The organism is Xanthomonas sp. DAR 35659 (assembly GCF_041242975.1).
Taxonomy (GTDB): domain Bacteria; phylum Pseudomonadota; class Gammaproteobacteria; order Xanthomonadales; family Xanthomonadaceae; genus Xanthomonas_A; species Xanthomonas_A medicagonis.
The window spans coordinates 2313789-2337276 of sequence record NZ_CP162488.1; the positions used below are offsets into that span (position 1 = coordinate 2313789).

19 protein-coding genes, 1 tRNA gene and 2 pseudogenes are annotated in these 23488 nt (G+C 69.5%); 13 read left to right on the forward strand and 9 right to left on the reverse strand.

The annotated features are described in order from the left end of the window. Nucleotides 1-31 precede the first annotated feature (31 nt). The 3 genes from serC to aroA all read left to right on the forward strand — a co-directional run bounded on the left by serC (nt 32) and on the right by aroA (nt 4247). Complete coding sequence (gene serC / locus AB3X07_RS09865) at nt 32-1117, forward strand: 3-phosphoserine/phosphohydroxythreonine transaminase (RefSeq protein WP_369944330.1); 1086 nt, start codon at nt 32-34, stop codon at nt 1115-1117. Between the two features lie 77 nt (nt 1118-1194). Further along, nucleotides 1195-2379, forward strand: coding sequence for a prephenate dehydratase (gene pheA, locus AB3X07_RS09870; RefSeq protein ID WP_369944331.1), 1185 nt, complete (start codon nt 1195-1197; stop codon nt 2377-2379). Between the two features lie 551 nt (nt 2380-2930). Beyond that, nucleotides 2931-4247, forward strand: a complete 1317-nt coding sequence (gene aroA / locus AB3X07_RS09875) for a 3-phosphoshikimate 1-carboxyvinyltransferase (protein WP_369944332.1) — start codon at nt 2931-2933, stop codon at nt 4245-4247. Nucleotides 4248-4328: 81 nt separating this feature from the next. Here aroA and AB3X07_RS09880 read toward each other — a convergent pair whose 3' ends face one another. The 3 genes and pseudogenes from AB3X07_RS09880 to AB3X07_RS22945 form a co-directional block, all read right to left on the reverse strand. Next, nucleotides 4329-4559: a hypothetical protein gene (locus AB3X07_RS09880; protein WP_369944333.1), complete on the reverse strand. Its 231-nt coding sequence runs from the start codon at nt 4557-4559 to the stop codon at nt 4329-4331. Between the two features lie 105 nt (nt 4560-4664). Continuing rightward, a pseudogene (locus AB3X07_RS22940) lies at nt 4665-4949 on the reverse strand (energy transducer TonB); the annotation flags it as partial. Nucleotides 4950-5014: 65 nt separating this feature from the next. Then, nucleotides 5015-5333, reverse strand: a pseudogene (locus AB3X07_RS22945) (energy transducer TonB); the annotation flags it as partial. A gap of 143 nt (nt 5334-5476) precedes the next feature. Here AB3X07_RS22945 and serS point away from each other — a divergent pair. From serS to AB3X07_RS09925, 8 genes are all read left to right on the forward strand, one after another. Then, nucleotides 5477-6757 carry a serine--tRNA ligase gene (gene serS / locus AB3X07_RS09890; protein ID WP_369944335.1) on the forward strand — a complete coding sequence of 427 codons (1281 nt, stop codon included), beginning with the start codon at nt 5477-5479 and terminating at the stop codon, nt 6755-6757. A gap of 612 nt (nt 6758-7369) precedes the next feature. Continuing rightward, nucleotides 7370-8356 carry a LysR family transcriptional regulator gene (locus tag AB3X07_RS09895; RefSeq protein ID WP_369944336.1) on the forward strand — a complete coding sequence of 329 codons (987 nt, stop codon included), beginning with the start codon at nt 7370-7372 and terminating at the stop codon, nt 8354-8356. Between the two features lie 151 nt (nt 8357-8507). Next, nucleotides 8508-8597, forward strand: a tRNA-Ser gene (locus tag AB3X07_RS09900). Between the two features lie 469 nt (nt 8598-9066). Beyond that, entirely contained in the window at nt 9067-9714 is a 648-nt protein-coding gene (locus AB3X07_RS09905) for a response regulator (RefSeq protein WP_145706360.1), read from the forward strand. A gap of 211 nt (nt 9715-9925) precedes the next feature. Continuing rightward, complete coding sequence (locus tag AB3X07_RS09910; RefSeq protein ID WP_369944337.1) at nt 9926-10528, forward strand: hypothetical protein; 603 nt, start codon at nt 9926-9928, stop codon at nt 10526-10528. Then, nucleotides 10525-11100 (forward strand): hypothetical protein, encoded by a 576-nt coding sequence (locus tag AB3X07_RS09915; protein ID WP_369944338.1) that lies wholly within the window; start codon nt 10525-10527, stop codon nt 11098-11100. The genes AB3X07_RS09910 and AB3X07_RS09915 overlap by 4 nt, the downstream gene beginning before the upstream one ends. Next, nucleotides 11087-11680, forward strand: coding sequence for a hypothetical protein (locus tag AB3X07_RS09920; protein ID WP_369944339.1), 594 nt, complete (start codon nt 11087-11089; stop codon nt 11678-11680). The genes AB3X07_RS09915 and AB3X07_RS09920 overlap by 14 nt, the downstream gene beginning before the upstream one ends. Continuing rightward, a complete protein-coding gene (locus tag AB3X07_RS09925; protein ID WP_369944340.1) occupies nt 11673-12980 on the forward strand; it encodes a hypothetical protein in 1308 nt (435 codons plus the stop codon). Before AB3X07_RS09920 ends, AB3X07_RS09925 begins: the two co-directional genes overlap by 8 nt. A 281-nt stretch (nt 12981-13261) precedes the next feature. Here the strand turns inward: AB3X07_RS09925 and AB3X07_RS09930 are convergent, their stop codons facing one another. Together AB3X07_RS09930 and AB3X07_RS09935 are read right to left on the reverse strand one after the other, a co-directional pair. Continuing rightward, a complete protein-coding gene (locus AB3X07_RS09930) occupies nt 13262-13828 on the reverse strand; it encodes a DUF3617 domain-containing protein (RefSeq protein ID WP_369944341.1) in 567 nt (188 codons plus the stop codon). Between the two features lie 338 nt (nt 13829-14166). Then, on the reverse strand, nt 14167-17652 hold the full coding sequence (locus AB3X07_RS09935; RefSeq protein ID WP_369944342.1) for an Rne/Rng family ribonuclease: 3486 nt from the start codon (nt 17650-17652) through the stop codon (nt 14167-14169). Between the two features lie 394 nt (nt 17653-18046). Here AB3X07_RS09935 and AB3X07_RS09940 point away from each other — a divergent pair, with 394 nt between their 5' ends. Beyond that, complete coding sequence (locus tag AB3X07_RS09940) at nt 18047-19036, forward strand: RluA family pseudouridine synthase (RefSeq protein ID WP_369944343.1); 990 nt, start codon at nt 18047-18049, stop codon at nt 19034-19036. 43 nt (nt 19037-19079) lie between these two features. Here the strand turns inward: AB3X07_RS09940 and AB3X07_RS09945 are convergent, their stop codons facing one another. From AB3X07_RS09945 to AB3X07_RS09960, 4 genes are all read right to left on the reverse strand, one after another. Beyond that, a complete protein-coding gene (locus AB3X07_RS09945) occupies nt 19080-20918 on the reverse strand; it encodes a DUF3300 domain-containing protein (RefSeq protein WP_369944344.1) in 1839 nt (612 codons plus the stop codon). A 144-nt stretch (nt 20919-21062) separates the two neighbouring features. Further along, nucleotides 21063-21884, reverse strand: a complete 822-nt coding sequence (gene zupT, locus AB3X07_RS09950) for a zinc transporter ZupT (RefSeq protein ID WP_369944345.1) — start codon at nt 21882-21884, stop codon at nt 21063-21065. Between the two features lie 113 nt (nt 21885-21997). Beyond that, entirely contained in the window at nt 21998-22441 is a 444-nt protein-coding gene (locus AB3X07_RS09955; RefSeq protein WP_369944346.1) for an energy transducer TonB, read from the reverse strand. Between the two features lie 5 nt (nt 22442-22446). Beyond that, complete coding sequence (locus AB3X07_RS09960) at nt 22447-22788, reverse strand: 4a-hydroxytetrahydrobiopterin dehydratase (protein WP_369944347.1); 342 nt, start codon at nt 22786-22788, stop codon at nt 22447-22449. Nucleotides 22789-22877: 89 nt separating this feature from the next. Here AB3X07_RS09960 and AB3X07_RS09965 point away from each other — a divergent pair, with 89 nt between their 5' ends. Next, a complete protein-coding gene (locus AB3X07_RS09965) occupies nt 22878-23474 on the forward strand; it encodes an NfuA family Fe-S biogenesis protein (RefSeq protein ID WP_184410073.1) in 597 nt (198 codons plus the stop codon). Nucleotides 23475-23488 lie beyond the last annotated feature (14 nt).

Genomic DNA, 23488 nt, shown 5'->3' on the forward strand with positions numbered 1-23488 from the left:
CATACTAGGCGTTCTGTCCGATAGGTGCCCCATGACGCGCGCGTTCAATTTCAGTGCCGGCCCCGCTGCCTTGCCGGAATCGGTCCTGCGCCAGGCGCAGGCGGAGATGTTGGAGTGGAACGGCGTGGGAGCCTCGATCGTGGAACTGAGCCACCGCGGCGCCGAGTTCATGGCGGTGGCCGCGGAAGCCGAAGCCGACCTGCGGCGCCTGATCGGCATCTCCGACGACTATGCGGTGCTGTTCCTCTCAGGCGGCGCCACCACCCAGCAGGCGCTGCTGGCGCTGAATTTCGCCGCGCCCGGCCAGACCGTGGACTACGTGGTAACCGGGCACTGGGGCAAGACCGCGATCAAGCAGGTCACCCCGTACGCCAACGTGCACGTGGCCGCCAGCAGCGAGGCCGGCGGCTTCCACGCGATCCCGCCGCGCGCGGACTGGCGGCTCAGCGACGATGCCGCCTACGTTCACATCACCGCCAACGAGACCATCCACGGCGTGGAGTTCCGCGACGCGCCGGACGTCGGCGCGGTGCCGCTGTTCGCCGATTTCAGCTCCAGCATCGCCGCCGAACCGATCGACGTGTCCCGCTATGCGGTGATCTACGCCGGCGCGCAGAAGAACCTGGGGCCGGTCGGGGTGGCGGTGGTGATCATCCGCCGCGACCTGCTCGAACGCGCCGGCCAGCCGCGCGCGGACATCTTCGATTACCGCTCGCACGCCGCGCGCGACTCGATGCTCAATACGCCGCCGACCTGGAACTGGTACCTGGCGGGGCTGGTGTTCAAATGGATGCTGGCCGAGGGCGGGGTGGAGGAGTTCGCGCGCCGCAATCAGGCCAAGTCGGCGCTGGTGTACGCGGCGATCGACGGTTCCGGCGGCTTCTACCGCAACGCGGTGGTCGCCGAAGCGCGCTCGCGGATGAACATCCCGTTCTTCCTGCCGGACGAGACCCTGACCGCGCGCTTCGTCGCCGAGTCCAAGACCGCCGGCCTGCTGGCGTTGAAGGGGCACAAGGCGGTCGGCGGCATCCGCGCCTCGCTGTACAACGCGATGCCGGTGGCCGGCGCGCAGGCGCTGGTCGCATTCATGCGCGACTTCCAGCAACGCAACGGCTAGTCATCCCCCCTGTAGGAGCGGCTTCAGCCGCGACCGGACGCGTCAGGCGCTCCGGCACATCGAGGAAACCACGATCCATGGCCGCAAAGCCGAACAAATCCCGCACCGCCGACGCCGAATCGAGCAAGCCGGCCAAGCCGGCCAAGCCGAAATCGACGGCCGTCGCCAAGCCTGCAGCGGCGGCACCGGCGCTGGCCGACGTGCGCGCCAAGATCGACGAGATCGACCGCACCATCCAGGCGCTGATCGCCGAGCGCGCGCAGTTCGCGCACCAGGTCGGCAAGGCCAAGGGCAAGCTCGCCGCGGCGGTGGACTATTACCGCCCCGAACGCGAGGCGCAGGTGCTGCGCATGGTGGTGGACCGCAACCAGGGTCCGCTCAGCGACGAAGTGCTGGTGCACGTGTTCCGCGAGATCATGTCCGCGTGCCTGGCGCAGCAGGAGCCGTTGAAGATCGGCTACCTGGGGCCGGAAGGCACCTTCAGCCAGCAGGCGGTACTCAAGCATTTCGGCCGCTCGGCGGTGGGCCTGCCGATGGCGACCATCGAGGAAGTGTTCCAGGAAGTGGAGAGCGGCAACGCCGATTTCGGCGTGGTGCCGGTGGAGAATTCAGGGCAGGGCACGATCCAGGTCACGCTGGACATGTTCCTCACCTCCAACCTGAAGATCTGCGGCGAGACCGAGTTGCGCGTGCACCAATTCCTGCTCTCGCGCAGCGGGCGGCTGGACGCGATCGAGCGGATCTACGCGCATCCGCAGTCGTTCGCGCAGACCGCCGGCTGGCTGCGCGCGAACCTGCCGAAGGTGGAGAAGATTCCCGTCTCCAGCAACGCCGAGGGGGCGCGCCGTGCGCGCAATGCCGACGATGCGGCGGCGATCGGCGGGGAGAGTGCGGCGCATGTGTATGCGCTGAAGAAGGTGATCATGAAGTCGATCGAGGATGACGCGGACAACACCACGCGCTTCCTGGTGATCGGGCGGCAGATCTTTCCGCCGTCCGGGCACGATCGCACGTCGGTGCTGGTGTTCATCCACGACAAGCCGGGTGCGCTGTTCGATGTGCTCAGTCCGTTCGCGCGGCATGGGATCAGCATGAACCGGATCGAGTCGCGGCCGTCGCATCAGGCGAAGTGGGAGTACGGGTTCTTCATCGATCTGGCGGGGCATGTGGAGGATGAGGCGATGAAGTTGGCGTTGGCGGAGTTGAAGGCGCATTCGGCGCAGATCAAGGTGTTGGGGTCGTATCCGGTGGCGGTGCCTTGAGGTGGTTGCGCGGTTGCTTGGACTCTGACCGCGGCTGGGCGCTTTGATCACACAGAGAGTTGCACGTGTAGGAGCGGCTTCAGCCGCGACGAGGCGTTTCCCGGGAAGGTCATCAGGACTGAAGCCGCTTGTTCAACAGCAAAGGCAACAGCAAAAGCTTTCGCGCTTTGCGCGAGTCACTTTTCTTTGCTTGTGCAAAGAAGCGTTTTACAGCAGCCGGAGGCTGATCAAAGTAACCAAAAGAAATACACCCCCGGGACGGGCTGCCCCGCGCTGCGCGCGGGGTCCGCGGTCACGACGGGACATCGGAAGGCACATCCATGTGCCTGCCGAAAACGACGCGCATCTTGCGCGTCGCCCCTGTTGGGGTTTTACCCGCCGTGCCCGCCAGCCCTCACGGCGGATTGAAAGCAACAGCAAAAACAGAACAGCAGCAACAGCAAGAACAACAGCAATAGCGGTGGCGTCGTCGCGGTAGCGCAAGCGCTAGGTAGTGGCGGCGGTGACCTCGGGCGGTAGTGGATCTTCGGGTGGTTGGACTTTCAGGAACGATGATGAGCAACGAGCAAGGCTGGATCGCAACGCGCGGCACCGCGCTGCAGGGCACGCTGACGGTGCCGGGCGATAAGTCGGTGTCGCACCGGGCGGTGATGTTCGCGGCGTTGGCCGATGGCACGTCGCGCATCGAGGGGTTTCTCGAGGGCGAGGACACGCGTTCGACCGCGGCGATCTTCGCGCGGCTCGGGGTGCGGATCGAGACGCCGTCGCCGTCGCAGCGCGTCGTGCATGGCGTGGGCGTGGATGGGCTGCAGGCGCCGCAGGGCGAGCTGGATTGCGGCAATGCCGGTACCGGCATGCGCCTGCTCGCCGGGTTGTTCGCGGCGCAGCCCTTCGACAGCGTGCTGGTCGGCGATGCGTCGCTGTCCAAGCGGCCGATGCGCCGGGTCACCGAGCCGCTGGCGCTGATGGGCGCGCGCATCGACACCGAGGCCAATGGCGTGCCGCCGCTGCGCATCCATGGCAGCCAGCCGCTGCGCGGCATCGAGTTCGTCTCGCCGGTGGCCAGCGCCCAGGTCAAGTCGGCGGTGCTGCTGGCCGGTCTGTATGCCGACGGCGTCACCACGGTGCAGGAACCGCATCCCACCCGCGACTACACCGAGCGCATGCTCTGCGCGTTCGGTGTGGAGATCGACTTCGCGCCCGGCCAGGCGCGCCTGCGCGGCGGCCAGCGTCTGCGCGCCACCGATATCGCGGTGCCGGCGGACTTCTCCTCGGCGGCGTTCTTCATCGTCGCCGCCAGCATCATTCCCGGCTCGGACATCACCCTGAAGGCAGTCGGGCTCAATCCGCGCCGCATCGGCCTGCTGGCCGCGCTGCGGCTGATGGGCGCGGACATCGTCGAGCACAACCACAGCGAACACGGCGGGGAGCCGGTCGCCGACCTGCGGGTGCGTTACGCGCCGCTACGCGGCGCGACGATTCCCGAGAGCGTGGTGCCGGACATGATCGACGAGTTCCCTGCGCTGTTCGTGGCCGCGGCCGCCGCCGAAGGCCAGACCGTGGTCAGCGGCGCGGCGGAGCTGCGGGTCAAGGAGTCGGACCGCCTGGCGGCGATGGCCACCGGACTGCGCAGCCTCGGCATCGTCGTCGACGAGACCCCGGATGGCGCCACGATCCATGGCGGCACGCTGGGCGCCGGCACGATCGAGAGCCATGGCGACCATCGCATCGCGATGGCCTTCGCGATCGCCGGGCAACTGGCGGCGGGCGAGGTGCGGATCAACGACGTCGCCAACGTCGCGACCTCGTTCCCGGGGTTCGATACGCTGGCGCGCGGCGCCGGCTTCGGTTTGCGCGCCGCCGATTGAGCGTAGCGGTCTCGCGAGACGGCCGCGGTCCGTGGCATCGCGGCGCACGCCGCGACGCATCCGTTCGCGTCGTTCCTGTGCCTACGGGGTGCGTGGCGGGTCGCTCGCGGGCGTCGCCGGTGCTGCATTCGTCGGGGCGTCCGGCGACGGTGCCTCGCCGCCATCGTCGCGACTCAACCACCAGCCGGCGGCCGCCAACACCAACACGATCAGCGCCACCCACGCCCATGGCGAGCCGCGATGGGCGTGGGAACGGCGCTGGACGTCGCGGCCCTGCGCGTACGGATCCCGGATGTCTTGAGGACTGGACATGACCATGCTCCTTGCGTCTTGCAACGAGCCTAGTCTTGCCCGTGGCGGCGCAAGGTGTGTCAGCCGCCCGTGAACGCCGCACCTCCGCCGCATGCGGGGTTCAGCTTACTGAGCCGGCTTGAAATCGAACGGGATCTCCAGACTCCCGGCGACCGGCTGGCCGTTCTTCTGCGCGGGCCGGAAGCGCCAGCGGCGCACGGCTTCCATCGCGGCACGGTCCAGCTCGCGCGACCCACTGCGCTTGACCAGGGCCACGCCGCCAGGCGCGCCGCTGGCATCGACCTCGACCCGCACCACCACCGTGCCGCTGTCGCCGCGGCGCAAGGCGGCCGTCGGGTAACGCGGCGGCGCCTGTCCCTCCAGCGGCACCGGACGATCGCCGGGCGCCAGCGCAGCGCCGCCGGCACCCGCGGCCACGGCGTCGCTGCCGGTGGGGCCCGCCGCGATGGCATCGGCTCCCGCCGGTGGGGCGGGGGGCGCGGTCTCGACCAGCTTCGGTGTGTCCTCCGTCGTCGTCGCCGGCGGCTTGGCCTGCGGCATGTCGCTGGCCGCGCTGCCGGCGGGCAGCGGCTCGGGCAGCGGCTTGATCTCCGCCGTGTCCTGCTGCACCTGCGCCGGTTGCGGCTTGTAGAAATCGTTGTCCTTGCGCCCGCTCAGCCAGACCGCCAGGAACAGCAGCAGCCCGGCGCAGAACGCGATGCCGACGATCACCAGCAGACGCCGCGGCAGGCGCAGCACGATGCCGGAGTTGGAAGAGGGGGGTGACGTGGACATGGGGCTCACCGTGAGGAACCGCTGGATTCTGGCATAGCCGCGGTGAATCGGTCGCACAGCGTCCGCGGCGCGCGCGCGCTGTCGGCAAAAGCGCGGCCGACAGGCGATAATGCGTGGCTCCGATCCATCCACGTGATGCGCCCATGCTCGATCCCGTCCTGCTCCGCCAACAGCCCGCCGACCTCGCCGAGCGCCTGCGCACCAGCCGCGGCTATGCGCTGGACGTGGCCGTCCTGGAGGCCCTGGAGGCCGACCGCAAGCGCATCCAGGTGCGCACCCAGGAACTGCAGAGCCTGCGTAACAGCCGCTCCAAGGCGATCGGCCAGGCCAAGGCCAAGGGCGAGGACGTGACCGCGCTGATGGCCGAGGTCGCCGGATTCGGCGACGAACTCAAGGCCTCCGAACAGCGCCTGGACGAGATCCGTGCGCAGTTGGAGACGCTGGCGCTGGAAATTCCCAACCTGCCGCAGGCCGACGTGCCGGCCGGCAAGGACGAGGCCGACAACGTCGAGGTGCAGCGCTGGGGCAGCCCGCGCGCGTTCGATTTCGCGGTCAAGGATCATGTGGAACTCGGCGCGCGCCACGGCTGGCTGGACGGCGAAGCCGCGGCCAAGCTGTCGGGCGCGCGCTTCACCGTGCTGCGCGGGCCGATCGCGCGCCTGCACCGCGCGCTGGCGCAGTTCATGCTGGACCTGCACACCGGCCCGCACGGCTACCAGGAAACCAACGTGCCGGTGATCGTCAACGCCGACAGCCTGTACGGCACCGGCCAGTTGCCCAAGTTCGAAGAGGACATGTTCGCCACCGAACTGGGCGAACAGAAACGCTATCTGATCTCGACCTCGGAAATCTCGCTGACCAACCTGGTTCGCGACGAGATCGTCGAGGCCGAACGCCTGCCGCTGCGCATGACCGCGCACTCGCTGTGCTTCCGTTCCGAAGCCGGCAGCGGCGGTCGCGACACCCGCGGCATGATCCGCCAGCACCAATTCGAGAAGGTCGAACTGGTCAGCGTCTGCCGTCCGGAGGACAGCGCCGCCGAGCACGAGCGCATGACCCGCTGCGCCGAGGTGGTGCTGGAGACGCTCGGCCTGCCGTACCGCAAGGTGCTGCTGTGCACCGGCGACATGGGCTTCTCGGCGACCAAGACCTACGACCTGGAAGTGTGGCTGCCCTCGCAGCAGACCTATCGCGAGATTTCCTCCTGCTCCAACTGCGGCGACTTCCAGGCGCGGCGCATGCAGGCGCGCTGGCGCAATCCCGCCACCGGCAAGCCGGAACTGCTGCACACCCTCAATGGCTCGGGTACCGCGGTGGGGCGCGCGATGATCGCGGTCATGGAGAACTACCAGAACGCCGACGGCTCGATCGAGGTCCCCGCGGCGCTGCGTCCGTACATGGGTGGCCTCGACCGGATCGGGTGAGCGACGGGCGCCGCGCCAGCGGCGTGCGACGCTGCCCCTGTTCGTCAGGCGACGGCGTTGGCGTAGCCCCGGTGCCAGGCACTTGGTGAAGCTGCGTGCTTGTGAGCGACTCGCCCGCATTCCGGCCGGACGTTCACGGAATCGATGCTCAAGCTAGGCACGACGGCCATTCGATAGCGGCCGACCCCGGGCGCCGCCGCAGCGTTGCAGACCCTGCCGCACGTGGCGGAACGGCCCCGCACCCGACCGCGTCGCGTGGTCTGTACCCAAATGCCGCGCCCTGGCTGCCATCCCCTCCGATCCCGGTTTCAGCCTGGATTCGCAGCGGATTCGTCGCTCCGCGATGTCTCCAGCGCGTGTTCGATGGCGTTGTCGCACCCGCGACCAAGACGGCGACGCCGCCTGGATGCTTGAATCGCGGCGAACCGGGTCAGGCCATCGTCCCGGGGATTGAGTGGGAACCGGGGAAGCGCCGGGTGCAGCAGACTCCCGGCGATCGGGAAGCGTCGCGCTGCGCGCAGCGGCACGGCCGTCGGGTGCGCAGCCTCGATCGTTGTGGGAGTAGAATGACCCCGACGCGATTTCATCCATCGTTCTAGATATCGAAAGAACATGCACGATCTCAACGACCTGTACTACTTCGCGATGGTGGTGGACCACGGCGGTTTCGCCGCGGCCGAGCGCGCCCTGGGCATCCCCAAGTCGCGCCTGAGCCGCCGCATCAGCCAACTGGAAACCGACCTGGGCGTGCGCCTGCTGCAGCGCTCCACGCGCCGCTTCGCAGTCACCGACCTGGGCATGAGCGTGCATCGCCACGCGCAGACCATGCTGGCCGAGGCGCAGGCGGCGCGCGAGGTGGTGGACCGGCTCAGCGCCGAGCCGCGCGGCCTGGTCCGGGTCAGCGTGCCGGTGTCGCTGGCGCAGATGCAGCTGCCCAAGCTGCTGCCGATGTTTCTGGACCAGTACCCCAAGGTGCGGCTGCAACTGAACATCAGCAACCGCCGCGTCGACATCATCAACGAAGGCTACGACGTCGCCTTGCGCGTGCGTTCGCGCCTGGACGACGACGGCAGCCTGGTGATGCGCAGCTTCGGCCAGGTGCAAGAGCTGCTGGTCGCCAGCCCCAAGTATCTGGACCGCGCCGGCCGCCCCAAGGACCCGGAGGAACTGACCTCGCACGTGACCTTGAGCATCAGCGAGGACGAGGCGCGGCAGCGTTGGGAATTGCATGGGCCGGCCGGCGAAGTGCGCCGCGTCGACCTGCAGCCGCGCGTGGCCGGCTTCGATTTCCCGCTGCTGCAGTCGATGGTCAAGGACGGGTTCGGCATCACCCTGCTGCCGGAAACGGTCTGCGCCGATGCGGTGCGCAACGGCGAACTGGAAGTGGTGCTGCCGGAGTGGTCGCTGCCGCAGGGCATCTGCCACGCCGTGTTCGCCTCGCGCCGCGGCCTGCTGCCGGCGGTGCGCGTGTTCATCGATTTCCTCGCCGAGCACCTGCCGCGGCAGATCGAGGCCTCGCGCCTGGATTGCAGCGGCTGCCCGGAGCGGGTCAAGGTCAAGCATTCGACCCTGGGCGCGATGGCGGTCGAGGCCGGCTGAGCAAAACCCGCGCGGGCATGCGAAAATGCGCGCGCCGGCGCTGTATCGCGATTTCGACGCATGCTAGTGCGCTCACGTCGCGGCACGAAGTAGGGGATGCGCAGTAACAGGTCGAGCGCGTCCTCGCGACGCGCGTGGTTTGGTCGCAATCGGAGAGATGGCCGAGCGGTTTAAGGCACCGGTCTTGAAAACCGGCGAAGGGTCAAACCTTCCGTGGGTTCGAATCCCACTCTCTCCGCCAACCACTGCCTTCGCAGTTGTACGTCGGGCGGGTCGGGGAAGCGTCCGGTGCCCGGATGCGCGGCGACCTCTGGCAGTGTCCGCGCGAGGCTATCGGAAAATTCGGATTTGGCGAGTTGTTCGCGCGGTGGCATTGCGTCCGGATTTCGGGATGGGCAAGGTCAGGAAAATCTGACCCGGCATCAGGCTTTGTCCTGATAACGTTTTTGTCTTGCGGTCGCGATACTGCGCCTGCCTGACGCAGGTACCGCCGCGCTCACCCTAGAGGAGCGAACAGGCTGGTCACTCGCCCTGCGTGTCGAGCCTTGAGTAAGCTCGACGTGGTGTTTGTTTCACCCTGATGACAAGGCCCAGATGCTTGCTTAGCGTGCCGTGAATTTCGGTGGCTTTGTCTACAAAATTCGGTTGCCCTGAATAATTCACGCCGCTAGGCTGGTGGCGTGGCGTTCGCCGCATTGGGGTTATACGAGATGGCCATCAGGGTTTTTCTGGTCGATGATCATGCTCTTGTCCGTACCGGCATGAAGCTGATCCTTTCGAATCAAACCGATATCGAAATCGTCGGAGAGGCCGAGAGCGGCGAGGCGGCGATGCCGCAGATCCGCCAGCTCAAGCCCGACATCGTGCTGTGCGATCTGCACATGCCCGGCGTCAGCGGACTCGAGGTCACCGAACGCATCGTCAAGGGCGACCACGGCACCAAGGTCATCATCGTGTCGGTGCTGGAAGATGGTCCGTTGCCCAAGCGCCTGCTCGAGGCCGGCGCGTCCGGCTATGTCGGCAAGGCGGGCGATGCGCAGGAACTGTTGCGCGCGGTGCGCGACGTGGCGATGGGCAAGCGCTACCTCGGCGCCAACATCGCGCAGAACCTGGCGCTGGCCAATCTGGAAGGCGGCGGTTCGCCGTTCGATGCCCTGTCGCCGCGGGAACTGGAGGTCGCCTTGCTGCTGACCCGCGGGCTGCGCCAGGAAGACATCGCCAAGCGCCTGAGCCTCAGCGCCAAGACCGTCAACACGCACAAGGCGCGACTGTTCGAGAAGGTCGGCATCCACGACAACATCGCGCTGGCGCGTCTGGCCACGCAGTACGGGCTGCTGGATCCGGCGCATCCGCTGTAAGGCGTCTTGCCTCGCGGCTGAAGAAAGCGACCCACAGGGTCGCTTTTTTTTTGCGATCGCCTCCGCTCGCAGACGCGGATGCGGCGTCCGAGTGCCCAGTTCATCAGGCGGCGTGCCACCCGTTTCCGCCGTTTTGCGCCTGTTTTGGCGTCGGTTGCAATCCGTCGCGGGCGAGTGCTACCGTCGCGCCGAGCTTGCAAGGGAGCCTGTTTTGGCGAGCAAACCGTTCTTCGGGCAATGGCGGACCCGAGCGATGGCCGGCGCTGGCGGAATCGCTGCAATCGTTGCAAGTTGGGGGATGGGATTGTTCGAGGCCAAGGACAAGCCCGTGCTCGCGAACCTGCCCGTCGCGCAGTCCATTGCCGCAGGCGAGTGGTCGCTGCGATTCGAGCGTGCGGACCTCAGCGATCGGCTGCCGGACGGAAGCGCGCTGGCCAAATCGGGGCGCAAGGCGATCGTGTTGTACCTCGAGGCGACCAATCGCACCGCGCGCACCAGCGGCACGCTGCCGCGCGCGATCACGCTGGCCACGCCCATTCCCGGCGTCGATGCCCGGCCGACCGCGTATCTGCTGCGCGATCGCGCCGCCCTGACCGAACTGCAGCCGGCCTTGCCGGAAGAGATCGCGCTGGTCTGGACGTATCCGGCCGCGCAGCCCGCCGCACCACGCGTGCGTTTCGATGTGGCCGCCAGCACGTTCAAGCCCTTCGACAATCTCTACGCGCAGCCGTTGTGGACCGATCCGCATCCGGTCGGCGCGGTCGAACTGCCGCTGGACACGGTGCGGCCCGATGCGCCCGCAGGTGAGTCGTGAAGCGGCTTGCCGGTGTCGCGATCCTGCTGGTCGGCGTGGTTGCCCTTGCGGGAATGCGCTGGACGATGCCGCGTTACGAACGCATCACCGGGCCGATCGCCGTTTCCGGCAGCCCCGGAACATGGGTGCAGGCCGATAACCTATCCGTCGAAGCCGGCACGCCGCGTCTGGCGCGGACGCTGCGCTTCAAGGCCGCGGGCCAGGTGCAGCTGCGCGAGAGCGGCGGAACCTTTCTGGTGATCCCGGTGCGATCGCGTGTGGAGCGCGCGACCGCGCATGTGTACGGCCGCATCTGGGTCGCGGCCGACGGGCGCCGTTATCGTGCCAGTGCCCGGCTCGAGCAGGGCGATGTGGTGCTGTCGTCGATCAAGACGCTGCAGCCGGGGCTGGAGCGCAAGGATCTGGTGGTGTTCGAACTGCCGTCCGCACTCGCGGCAGGCGCCGGCACCTTGCTGTTGTCGGAAGAGCGGGATCCGCAACTGACGGCCGAAGCGCAACTGCGCTATCCGGCGGCCGCGGCGGGCTCATCCGTGGACGTGCTCGATCTGGACCTGCTGCATGCCAAGCTCTGAACGCGATAGCGAGCGCCGCTCGTCCGAACGGCGCATGCGCCGGCTTGCGACCGCCGCGCTGGTGGTGCTGGTGCCATGCACGGTCGTCGCGACCGGCTGGCGCGACGCGCGCGAGATTTTCCACACGCGCGAACTGCGGCCGGTCGATGTCCCCGCGCCGCGATCGGTGGAGTACGACGGGGCCGCGGTCCGGCTCGTCGGTCTCGCCGTGCTGCCGTTCGAGGCCGGGTTGCCGGCCGATCGCACCTTCGTGCGGGCTCGGCTGCTGGTCGAACCGCGGCGGGCGGACACGGCGTGGAACGATTGCAGGCTCAACGTCGTCGATGCCGCCGGCCGTTCCTGGGAAGCGGTCGAGCCGGTGCCGGACCTGCTGCGACGCGCCCTGGCCAAACCGGACGAACCCAAGGGCGCCAGTTGCAATGGCCTTGCGGTGTCGGCGGCCAGGCCCGGCAGCGCGCTGGCGATCGACGGGTACTATCTGGTGCCACGCGCCGTTGCGCCCAGGCTGCAGGTCACCCTGAGCACGCGCGAGGGGCGTCCGGCCTACCTCCGTTTTTCGCAAGGACAGCGTCATGACTGAGACGGTCGTGCGCGGCGGGCCGATCGGCCTGATCCGCGACAGCGTCGGCCTGTGGTGCCGGTACCTGCCGCAGTTGTTGGCGCTGGCGCTGCTCGGCGCCTTGCTCAACGAAACGCTGATGCAGGGCGCGGTCTGGCTCGGCTATCACAACCGCTTGCTCGGCCTGCTTTCGTTGACGCTGGTGGTGCTGGTCAAGCTCGTGATCATCGTCCTGATGTTCGAGACGCTGCGCCCCGCGTTGCCGGCGATCGCCAGCGCATCGCGTGTGGAGCAGGCGGAGGCGTCGGCACCGCAGAGCGGCGCGGCCAGGGCAGGGTGGCGGCGTCTGCCGATCGTCGTCTCGCAGGCGCTGGTGCCGTTCTTCGCCTACTACGCGGCCTGGGGATTTCTCGGCGAGACGATCCGCGCCTACGGGCGCGAGGCGATGGGGCAGTTCAATCCGTTCGATCCCACCTACAGCGGTTCGCTGTTCGATGTGTCGGGCGGTTGGTGGCTGATCGCCTCGGTCGCGTTGCTCTGGCTGATCCGGCGTGGGGCGAAGCAGCAGAAGCAGCGCAGCGAGCATCCGGCGTGGAGCATGCTGATCGTGCTGTGCGAAGCCGGTTGGACCTTCGTCGGCCTCTACGTGATCACCGAATGGCGGGGCGGCGTGTTCCGCTGGCTGGCCAATTTGCGCATCGCCGAGCTCGGCAAGGAGATCTGGCAGGGCGTCACCCATCCGATCGGCGTGGCCCAGGCGGCGCTGCCGGGGCCGGTGGAGCAGGTGCCGGCGGGCGTCGCCGACACGTTGGTGCCGCTCTTCTTCTCCGCGTTGTTGCCGGTGGTATGGCTGGCCCTGGCCGCGCTGATCTACCGCTACGATGTGCACAATGCGCAGTGGAACGCGCCGGGCGCGTGGGCGAGCCGGGTCGATGGCACCGTCGGCGCGTGGCGCAAGCTGCCCAAGTGGTTGCGCGATTTCATCGCCCATTTCTGGGCGGGGACCGCCTCGCGCTACCGCGCGGCGGCGAACAGCGTGCAACTGGCCGGCGCCACCGGCCTGGGAGCGCTGGTGGCGCTGATCGTGCTCTATCGCGCGCTGGATTGGGCCTGCGCCTGGGCGTGGATGGGCATCACCCGGTTGATCGGGCCGCATCCGCAGGTGGTGTGGGAGGCGATCGCCAACCAGCTCTCCGTCGTCCTCGGCACGCCCAGCGATCCTGGCGACGGCGTCCTCCCGCAGACGCTGAAGATCTGCCTGCTGGCGGCCACGCTGGAACGCTCCTTCCGCGTCGGGCGGAACTGGCACGCGTTGAAGTGATCGGATCGGCGCGCGAGCGCCGTTCGTGCGGCCTCGACCGAGCGTGCGAAGACCGGGCGCCGTTTCCGCGCAACCGGCTCGCCGCGGTTCGCGGGCTTCGTGCAAGGCTTGCATCGTCGATGGCTGGCGATGCCAGCCCACGAACAAAGAAGGTATTTGCGAAGTCGAATCCAGGCTTACGCCGCCACCGCCTTCACGGTGAACGTCATGGCGGTGGCGCGGAGAACGGAAGTCTCACCGCTTGCGGATGCATGGCAGGCACGCCCTGCCGCGGCGCGGACTCAGCTGGCGGCAGGCGCCTTGGTCTCGCCGGCCTTCACGTCGCCCGGCTGGCAGTCGCCCAGGCGCTTGCCGGCGATCTTCATGTGCGACTTGGTGGTCATGCCGCCCGGCAATCCGCTGACCGTGGTGTGCGACTCGGACGCGATCTCGGTGGCGCTGAAGGTGCCGGTCGTGGTGCCCTCGACCTTGATGTCGCCCATCGTGCAATGCAGCTTCGCGTCGACCTTGCCGTCCTTCATGGTGAAGGAGTCGTAGACGCAGTTCTGCTGCATCTGCGCGGCGTTGCCGAAGATGCTCGCGGGATCGTTGACCTGTTCCTCGGTCAGGCACACCTTGCTGCTGGTCGGCGGCATCTTCGGCATCGGCGGCATGTTGGACGAGCCGCCGGTGGCCTCGCTGCTGACCTGCTCGGCCCGCATTTCCCATTCGCCCGGCTGCAGCTTGCCGGCCTGCGCCTTGGCGACCTGGTCGACCGGGGCGTTGGACATCGAGACGCTTTCGCCGCCCTTGCTGCAGGCGGCGAGGAGCATGCATGCAGCGAGCGTTGCCGGCATGGTGTAACGCATGGACTTCTCCCTGGGTGATGTGAGGGCCGGAGCATACTGCATGGACGACGAAGGTCGCGTCGCTGCCGGATGACTCGGTTTCGGCCACGCGGCTGCCGCGTGCGGGGTGCGGTGGCGTGGCCGAGCGACATGGCGCGCCGGAGGTAGGGACTGGATCGCAGCGCCTGGTGGCGCGCCGACAGGCAGCGTATCCGCCCAAGTGTGGCGACGTTTCTTGGGGCATCGAAGCTGCCGACGCGAAGTGCGAGGAGCGCAGGCGATGCGGATTCCGGCCAGGAAGGCAGACAAAAAAAGCGGCCCGAAGGCCGCTTTCTGGTGTCGCCAGGAACCGCGCCCGCTCAGCCGGCGCGTTCCTTGTGCTCCTTGTCGTCGTCGCTCTCGCCGTCGTCATGCGCGCTGCGCGGCGGCTGGTGCTGGGCGACCGCGACCGGTGCATCCGCCGGCGGGGCGTCGAACAGGCCCTTGTCCGCGGTGTCGGCAGGCGCCGCTGCCGCGGTGTCCGCATCGTCGCTGGCAGCGACGTTCGAGGCCGGGGCTGTGGCGACCGGCGCGGACGCCGGCGTGGCCGGGGCGACGGCCGGTTCCTCGGGGAGGGCGTCCAGCAGCGTGGTCTGCACCGGCATGTAGGCCGGCTTGCTGGGCTCTTCCTGGGCGGCGGGCGACGTCGGCGCGGCATCCTGCCGCGGTTCGCTGACCGGCGTTGCGGGCAGCGGTGCCGCTGCCTCCACCGGTGCGGCGACGGTTTCCGTTCCGGCGGCCAGCGGCGTCGTGGCGACCGCGACGGGCCGCTCCACGATCGGCGTCGGCGCCGGCTGCAGGGCGTCCTCCACCGTCTTCGGCGGCGCCGACTCGGCGGGTGCCGCGACAGCGACGACCGATGCCGTGGCGGTGGGCGTTGCAGGCGCTGCATGGGTCTCCGCGACCGGTGCCGAGGCGGAGGACGCATGAGCGTCGGCCGCCTGCGTCGCCGTCGTTTCGGCTGGCGCGTCCTCCACCGAAGCCGGTGCGGCAACGGTCGGCGCGACCGCTACCACGGCAGCGGTGGCCGCCGGGGCGGCCTGCGCTGGCGCGCTGTCGTCCGCAGCCTGCGGCACGACGGCCGCAGCGGCGGCGGTGGGCGCATCGGTGGCGGCGGGACGCTCGGGCCGCGGCTCGCGCTTCTCGCGCCTTTCCCGTGGCGCCTGCTGCGGCTTGGCCGCGCTGGCTTCGCCCGGGGCGGCATCGTCGTCGAAATCGAACTCGGGCTGGCTGCGGCTCGGTGCCGAGGCGGTTTCGCCGTCGCCGTCGCCATCGCTGTCGCCGGCCTCCAGTTCGTTGTCGTCGAACGCCGCGCCTTCGCTGCCGGTGCCGGCTTCGCCATTGCCGCGGCGACGGCGGCGACCGCCGCGACGACCGCGCCGGCGGCGGCCGCCGGCCTCGCCGTTGGCGTCGTCGGCCTCGCCGTTCTCGCCGGCCGGGACCGCCTGCGCGGTCTCCGCGGCGCTCTCGCGTTCGTCGATGCCCGGTTGCGTCACCTGCGGCTGCGGCGCAGCCGGGGTGGCGGCGATGGCCTCGCTGGCCGGCGCCTCGTTGGCCGGGGACACGGCGGCGCCGACCACGGCGGCCGCGGCGATCGTGGTGGCGTCCTGCGCGACCGCGGCGGCCGGGGCCGCGACGGGCTTGCCTGCGGCCTCGTCCTGGCGCGGCTGGCGCTGCGGCCGGTCGCCCTGGGCGGCGGCCTGCGCCGGTTCCTGCTGCGGCTTGGGCTGGCGCGCCGGGTTCTGCGGTTGCTGCTGCTTGGGCGGCTTGGGTTGCTGCGCGGGCTGCTGCTGCGGCTTGGCCTGCTGCGGCTGCTCGTTGCGCGGCGGCTTGGCCGCGCCGTTCTGCTGGCCCTGCGGGTTGCCGCCGCCATTGCCCGGACGGCGCTCGTCGCGCCGCGCGTTGCCGCCATTGCCGCCGTTACCGCGCGCGGCATTGCCGCCCTGGCCGCCGTTGCGGTTGCCGTCGCGCCGCGCGTTGCGGTCGCCGCGGTCGTTGCGGTTGCGATTGCCGTCGTTGGCGCGCTGGCGCTGCGCCGGCTCGCTCGCGACGGGGGTCGGCGCCGGGGCGTCGCCGGCACCGAAGATCCGCTTCAGCCAGCCGACCACGCCGGTGGCCGGCGCCGCGACCGGCGCGGGCGCCGGGGCCTGCACCTGCACGGGGGCCGCCGCCGGTTCCGGGGTCTCGACCACCTCGCGCACCGGGGCCGGCTGCGAGTGCTTCACATTGGTCACCGCCGGCGCCGGGATGTTCAGTTGCGCCTTGGTCAGCGCGTGCACCGGCAGCTTGCGCGGGGTGTTGCGCTGGTAGCTGGGCTTGGCGCTTTCCTCGCCCAGCTCGTTCTCGCGCAGGCGGGTCACTTCGTAGTGCGGGGTGTGCAGTTGCTCGTCGGCGACGATGACGATCGGCGCGTCGTGGCGCTTCTCGATCTCGCTGAGCGCGCGGCGCTTCTCGTTGAGCAGGTAGTTGGCGATCTCCACCGGGGCCTGCACCAGCACCTGTCCGGTGTTCTCCTTCATCGCATGCTCTTCGGCGACGCGGATGATCGACAGCGACATCGACTCGACGCTGCGCATGCGGCCATGGCCGTCGCAACGCGGGCACACGATCTGGCTGGACTCGCCCAGCGACGGACGCAGGCGCTGGCGGCTCATCTCGAGCAGGCCGAAGCGCGAGATGCGGCCGATCTGCACCCGCGCACGGTCGTACTTGAGCGCGTTCTGCAGGCGGTTCTCGACCTCGCGCTGGTGCTTGTTGGAGGCCATGTCGATGAAGTCGATGACCACCAGGCCGCCCAGGTCGCGCAGGCGCAGCTGGCGCGCCACCTCTTCGGCGGCCTCCAGGTTGGTCTGGAACGCGGTGTCCTCGATGTCGCTGCCCTTGGTCGCGCGCGAGGAGTTGACGTCCACCGCGGTCAGCGCTTCGGTCTGGTCGACCACGATCGAGCCGCCGGAGGGCAGGCGCACGCTGCGCTCGTAGGCCGCCTCGATCTGCGATTCGATCTGGAAGCGGTTGAACAGCGGGATGTCGTCGGTGTAGTGCTTGAGCTTGCGCAGGCTCTGCGGCATCACCTGCTGCATGAACTCCTGGGCATCGCCGTACATCTCGGGGGTGTCGACCAGGATCTCGCCGATGTCGGCGCGCAGGTAGTCGCGCAGGGCGCGGATGATCAGCCGCGATTCCTGGTAGATCAGGAACGGCGCCGGCTTGGCCAGGGCGGCCTCGGCGATCGACTTCCACACCTGCAGCAGGTAGTCCAGGTCCCACTGCAGTTCTTCGGCATCGCGGCCGACGCCGGCGGTGCGGATGATCACGCCCATGTCGTCGGGGATGTTCAGCTTGTCCAGCGCTTCCTTCAGCGCGGCGCGGTCCTCGCCCTCGATCCGGCGCGAGACGCCGCCGGCGCTGGGCGAGTTCGGCATCAGCACCATGTAGCGGCCGGCCAGGGAGATGAACGTGGTCAGCGCGGCGCCCTTGTTGCCGCGTTCTTCCTTGTCCACCTGGACCACGACTTCCTGGCCCTCGCGCAGCAGTTCGCGGATCGTCGCCTTGTTGTGGTCGACGCCGGCCTGGAAGTAATCGCGGGAGATTTCCTTCAGCGGCAGGAAGCCGTGGCGCTCGCCGCCGTATTCGACGAAGGCGGCTTCGAGCGAGGGTTCGAGCCGGGTGATGCGGCCCTTGTAGATGTTGGACTTCTTCTGTTCCTTGGACGGCTGCTCGATGTCGATGTCGTACAGGGTCTGGCCGTCCACGATGGCCACACGCAGTTCTTCCGCCTGCGTGGCGTTGATCAGCATTCGCTTCATTGTTGCGTTCCTCGCGCTGCTACCGCGCGGAACGCCATGGGGTTTCGCTTCTGGTCACGCTTCGCCGCCCATCGCGCAGGCGCGGGGTGGGCGGCTTGGGTTTCCAGCGCTACGACACCACGGCGAACCGCGGGAGCGCTTGTTTCTTTTAGGTGGTTCAGGACCGGCGGCGACTCCAGCCAGGCTGGGCGCCGCACGGGGCATGTTCAGCGCGGACGCTTGTGGCATCCGGCGATGGCCGGGTAGGCCGGTGAGCCGCTAACATGGCCGCCCCGGGGGCGGTGGTCGCGCACTGTGCCGGAATCGTCGCAAGCCGGGCTTCTGGCCCTTAGCTAACTTCCAACGAAATCAAACCCTTATCTCGCCCCCCGAGTGTAACAGAATAAACTGCCTGATGACTTCTTCCCCGATCCCTCCCAAGCCGCGCGACGTCGCGACCAGCGCGGTGCGCATTCTCAAGGTCCCGGAAGACAGGGCTGGACAGCGTGTAGACAATTTCCTGCTCGGCGAGCTCAAGGGCGCCCCGCGCAGCCTGATCTACAAGCTGATGCGCAGCGGCCAGGTCCGTGTCAACGGCGGCCGCACCAAGGCCGAGCGCAAGCTGGAGGCGGGCGACGAGGTGCGCATCCCGCCGGTGCGGCTGGCCGAGGAGGGCGAGAAGACCGCGCCGCCGGAGGCGTTCATGGCCCGGCTGGAGGCGGCGATCGTCTACGAGGACGCGCGGCTGCTGGCGCTGAACAAGCCGTCCGGGGTCGCCAGCCATGGCGGCAGCGGGATCAGCTTCGGCGCGATCGAGACGCTGCGCGCCTTGCGCCCGAACCAGACCCTGGAACTGGTGCATCGCCTGGACCGCGACACCTCCGGGCTGCTGATCGTGGCCAAGAAGCGCTCGGCGCTGACCGAGATGCAGGCGCTGATGCGCGAGGACGACCGGGTCGAGGGCCGCGGCATCAGCAAGCGCTACCTGACCCTGCTGGTCGGGCGCATGCCCGACGGGGTGATGAGCGTGGACGCGCCGCTGCACATCGGCCTGCGCCAGGGCGGGGAGCGCCACGTGCAGGTGAACGCGGCCGGCAAGGAATCGCTGAGCCATTTCCGGGTGCTGGAGCGGCGCGGCGGACATTCCTATTGCGAGGTGCGGATCGAGACCGGCCGCACCCACCAGATCCGCGTGCATGCCCAGCACCTGGGCCATCCGGTCGCCGGCGACGACAAGTACGGCGATCCGGCGGTCAACAAACGCCTGCGCGAGCAGATCGGGCTCAAGCGCCTGTTCCTGCACGCCGCGTCGCTGGAGTTCACCCTGGACGGCGGCAAGACACCTTATCTATTGAACGCGCCGTTGGCCGATGAACTGGCCGAGGCGCTGAACCGTCTGGGCTGAGGCACCAGGCCGGAGGCGGCGTCGAACCGCCTCCGGCCCCCGCTTAGCTGTTGTGGTGATCGTGGTCGTGATGGCCGTCGTGGTGGGCGGGCGCCGGCCGCGACGGTGCCGGGCGTGGCTCGGCCGGCCGCGGGGCGGCCATGTGCGGAGGCGGGACGAAGCGGGCGACACGCTGCTCCTGGCGCGGCTCCGGCATCGGCGCGCGCATCGCCTCGCGCGGCATTTCCGGCGCGCGCGCCACGCGCTCGGGCGCTGGCGCATGCCAGGCCTGCGTACGCGGGGCCCCGGCCGGCATCGCCTGCCGGGGCGGCGGCGTCCGCGGCATTTCGCGTGCGAAGCCGTCGCGGGCGCCGCCGGCGGCGGGCTGCATGCCCGGGTCGGCGCCGTGCCGCGGCGGTTCGCCGAAGCGCGGCGCCGGCATGGTGCCGTGGTTGGCGACAGCCGCGCGCGGCATCGGCGTGGGCGTCAGTGACTGCGGCACCGGCCGGCCATGGAACTGCGGGACCGGCATCGACGGTGCCGTGCGCGGTGCGTTCGGCTGGGCCATCGCCAGCGTGCGTTGCGGCGCCGCGGCATGCGCGACGCCAGGCGGCAGCCGCGGATCGCGCGCCGCAGCCATGGCGGCCGGCATCCCCGGAGACGGCGGGCGCTGCGCGGGCGGCGCCATCGCCGCCACCGGGCGGCCGGCCTGCAGCATCTGGCTGGTGAAGTGCGGCATGGTCTGCGGCATCGCGTGCGGCGCGGTGCGTGCCGGCCCGAACGCCGCCGCCGGCGCGCGCGCGCCCATCGCCGCCGCGGCCATTGCGGCGCCCGGCGCATGCGTGGCGGCGAAGGCCTGCTGGTCACCCGGCCCGCCCATCGGTGCGGCCGGTGGCGGCGCGCCGCGGTAGTCGTTGTGCACGTAGCTGCGGTTGTCGTAGTGGTTGTTGATGATGGTGGTGCGCGGCGCGTACACGCTGTTGCGGTAGACCACGTAGTTGGGCGCCGACGGCGGCGCGTTCCAGTTCACCCCCCAGTTGTTCCAGCCCCAGCGGTGCCACGGCGGGGCCGGTTCCAGCCAGCCGAACACGCCGTGATGGTGGTGGTCGAGCGCGTCGCCGACCAGCACGCCGACGCCGAAGGAGATGATGCCGGCGGTGACCAGGTCGCCGCTGTCGTAGTAGGGGCGCGGCGGACGGTAGCGGTATTCGCGATAGACATTGACCGGCGCGCCGTAGACCACGTCGGGGTCGTAGCGCGGCACGTAGACCACGTCCGGCTGCGCCGGCTCGATCACGATGGTGCGGGTCGGCGGCGGCACCGCGTCGGCATAGGCCGGGGCCGGCTCCACCACGGTGCGTTGCAGCACCTGCACGCGCTGCTGCGGAGTGCTGCGCAGGTGGCCCTGCGCCTGCGCGCGCTGGCGCATGACCTGCACCGCGTCCAGCACCTGGTTGGGATCGTGGGCATAGGCGTCGCCCAGCGCGCGGGTCCAGTTGCCGTTGCCGGCCAGTTGATCGACCACGTCGGGGAAGGCGGTCAGCGCCTTGACGCTGGGATCCCAGGGTTGCGCCGCCGCGGCCTGCAGGCGGTTGCTGGCGGACAGGCTGCGGTTGTTGCGCAGCCAGTCCTGCGCGGACACCACCTGGTCCGGATACACCGAGGCGGCCAGCGTCTGCGCCAGCAGCTTGTCCGGGAACAGCGCGATCGGCGCCACCAGCTGATAGAGCTGGTCGGCGGTGGGCGGCACGTAGGGGGCAGGCGCGGGTGCCGCGGCGGGGGCGGGCGCATCGGCCTGCGCCGCGGGGGCCGGCGCGTCTTGTCGCTGGCAGGCGCCTAACGCCACCACGCTCAGGGCGGTGAACAGGGCAAGCCTGGCCGGGGGCAGGGAACGGAGATCCATGCGACACCTCTTCGACATGCATTGCTGACGATGCGCGCAGCATGCGCCGGCTTTCATGTCTCCCAGCTTTCTTGTTCGCCTCGCATAGCGCCGCGCTGGCATGCGTTCAGTCAGCGTACGTGTGGCGTCGCTGGCGCGCCCGGTTCACGGCGCGGTGGACACCCGGAACAGCACCAGGCTCAGCGCCAGCGTGGCCATGCCCGCCACCAGCCCGTACACGGTCTCGTGGCCCTTGGCATAGCGCTTGGCCGCGGGCAGCAACTCGTCCAGGGCCAGGAACACCATCACGCCGGCGATGACGCCGAACACCGTGCCGAAGATCGCCTCGGACAGGAAGCGCGACAGCGCGACGTAGCCGATGATGGCGCCGATCGGCTCGGCCAGGCCGGACAGCAGGCTGGCCGCGAACGCATAGGATTTGCGCCCAGTGGCGTAGTGCACCGGCACCGCGATGGCGATGCCCTCGGGGATGTTGTGCACGGCGATCGCGAAGGCCAGCGGCATGCCGACCGTGGGGCTTTCCAGCGTGGCGAAGAAGGTCGCCAGGCCTTCCGGAAAGTTGTGCGTGGTGATCGCCACGGCGGTCAGCAGGCCGACGCGCTTGACGTAGGCGCGGTTGTCGTCCCGGAACAGCGGATCGCGGGCATTGAGGCTTTCGTGCGGATTGGGCACCAGCCGGTCGATCACCACGATCAGCGCCATGCCCGCGAGGAAGGCCAGGGTGGCGTAGGCGTAGCCCAGGTTGGGATCGAACGCCTTGGAGAAGGCGGTGATCGCTTTGCCGAGGATCTCGGTCAGCGACACGTACACCATCGCGCCGCCGGCGAAGGCGAGGCCGAACGCCAGCAGGCGTGGATTGGGGCCCTTGGTGAACAGCACCAGCACGCTGCCCAGCGCGGTGGCCAGGCCGGCGGCCAGGGTGACCGCCAGCGCGATCCAGACGTTGTGCAAGGGGATATCCAGCATGCGCCGGGCGGCTCCTGAGGCGAGACGACGATGAGAGCGGGCGCACTGCGGGCGTCGCGTGAAGGCGGCGCGGCGGCGCCGTCGATGCCTAGGACGCGCTGCGCCCGCGCGGATCAGCCGGCGCCGTGCGCCTTCGCGTCGAGCGCGAAGCACTGGTCCGGACGCTGCGCCGGCGGGGTGAAGTTGACCGGGACCTGGATCGTCCACGGCACCGCCTGGCCATTGCGGGTGGCGGGCTTGAACACCCAGTCGCGCACGCGCTGCTGCGCCGAGGCGTCGAGCTTGGGCTGGCCGCTGCTGCTGACCAACTGCACGTCGGTCGGCTTGCCCTGCACGCCGACCACCACCTTCAGCACCGCCTTGCCGCCGAGCCCGGCGCAGGCCAGTTCGATCGGGTAATCCGGCGGCGGCGTCTGCACCGCGGCGACGTCGGTCGGCGGCGCCACCGGCGTCTGGGTCTGCGCCTGTTCGGACTTGCCGCAGCCGCCGAGCAGCGCGGCCGCGGCGAGCAAGGACAGCGCCGGAAGGAGGGGGCGACACGGGGACAGGGCAGGCATGGGGGTCATTCCGGAAGGGCCGACGCCTTGGCGGCGCAGATGAAGTCGTTTTCGCTGAGGCCGCCGACGTCGTGGGTGGAATAGCGCACCACCACGCGGTCGTAGTGCACGCCCAGGTCGGGGTGGTGGTCTTCGCGGTGCGCGATCCAGGCCAGCGCGTTCACGAACGCCAGGGTGCGGTAGTAGTCGGGGAAGCGGAACGTGCGGCTGATCGCCGTGCCGTTGTCGACCACCTCCCAGCCGGGCACCTGCGGCAGCAGTTCGGCCAGGCGCGCCTGGGTGAGCCGGTATTCGCTGCCCTTGCAGGTCGAGCAATGGGCCTGGTGCAGGGGGATCAGGTCGTTCATTCTGGGGTCTCTGCGGCGCGGCAGCTGAACCTGCCAGGCAAGGGGGCGTCCGCGGTGAGCGGATCACGTGGAAGCGCTAGAATAACCGCATGATCCAGATCTCAGACAACGCGCAGACCCATTTCCGCAAACTGCTCGAACGCGAGGCCGTGCCCGGCATGGGCGTGCGCCTGAGCGCGGTCGATCCGGGCACCGCCCGCGCCGATGCGCGGCTGGAGTTCGCCGAGCCGGCGGACCTGGCCGGCGACGAGTGGGCGATCGACTGCGCCGGTTTCACCTTGTACGTCGCCGCCGACAGCGTCGCCTGGCTCGATGGCGCCGAGATCGACTACGTCACCCAGGGCACCGGCCAGCAACTGACGATCAAGGCGCCGAAGATCAAGGGCGAGGCGCCTGGCGAGGCCGCGTCCTTGGTCGAGCGGGTGCGCTGGGTGGTCGAGAACGAGGTCAACCCGCAACTGGCGCAGCATGGCGGCCGCGTGGCGGTGCAGGAAGTATCGGCCGAGGGCGTGGTACTGCTGCGCTTCGGCGGCGGCTGCCACGGCTGCGGCATGGCCGACGTGACCTTGAAGCAGGGCATCGAGAAGACGCTGATGGGGCGCGTGCCGGGCATCACCGCCGTGCGCGACGCCACCGACCACGACAGTGGCAGCGCGCCGTACATTCCGCGCGATTCCGCGGCCTGATTCTCCCGCAACGC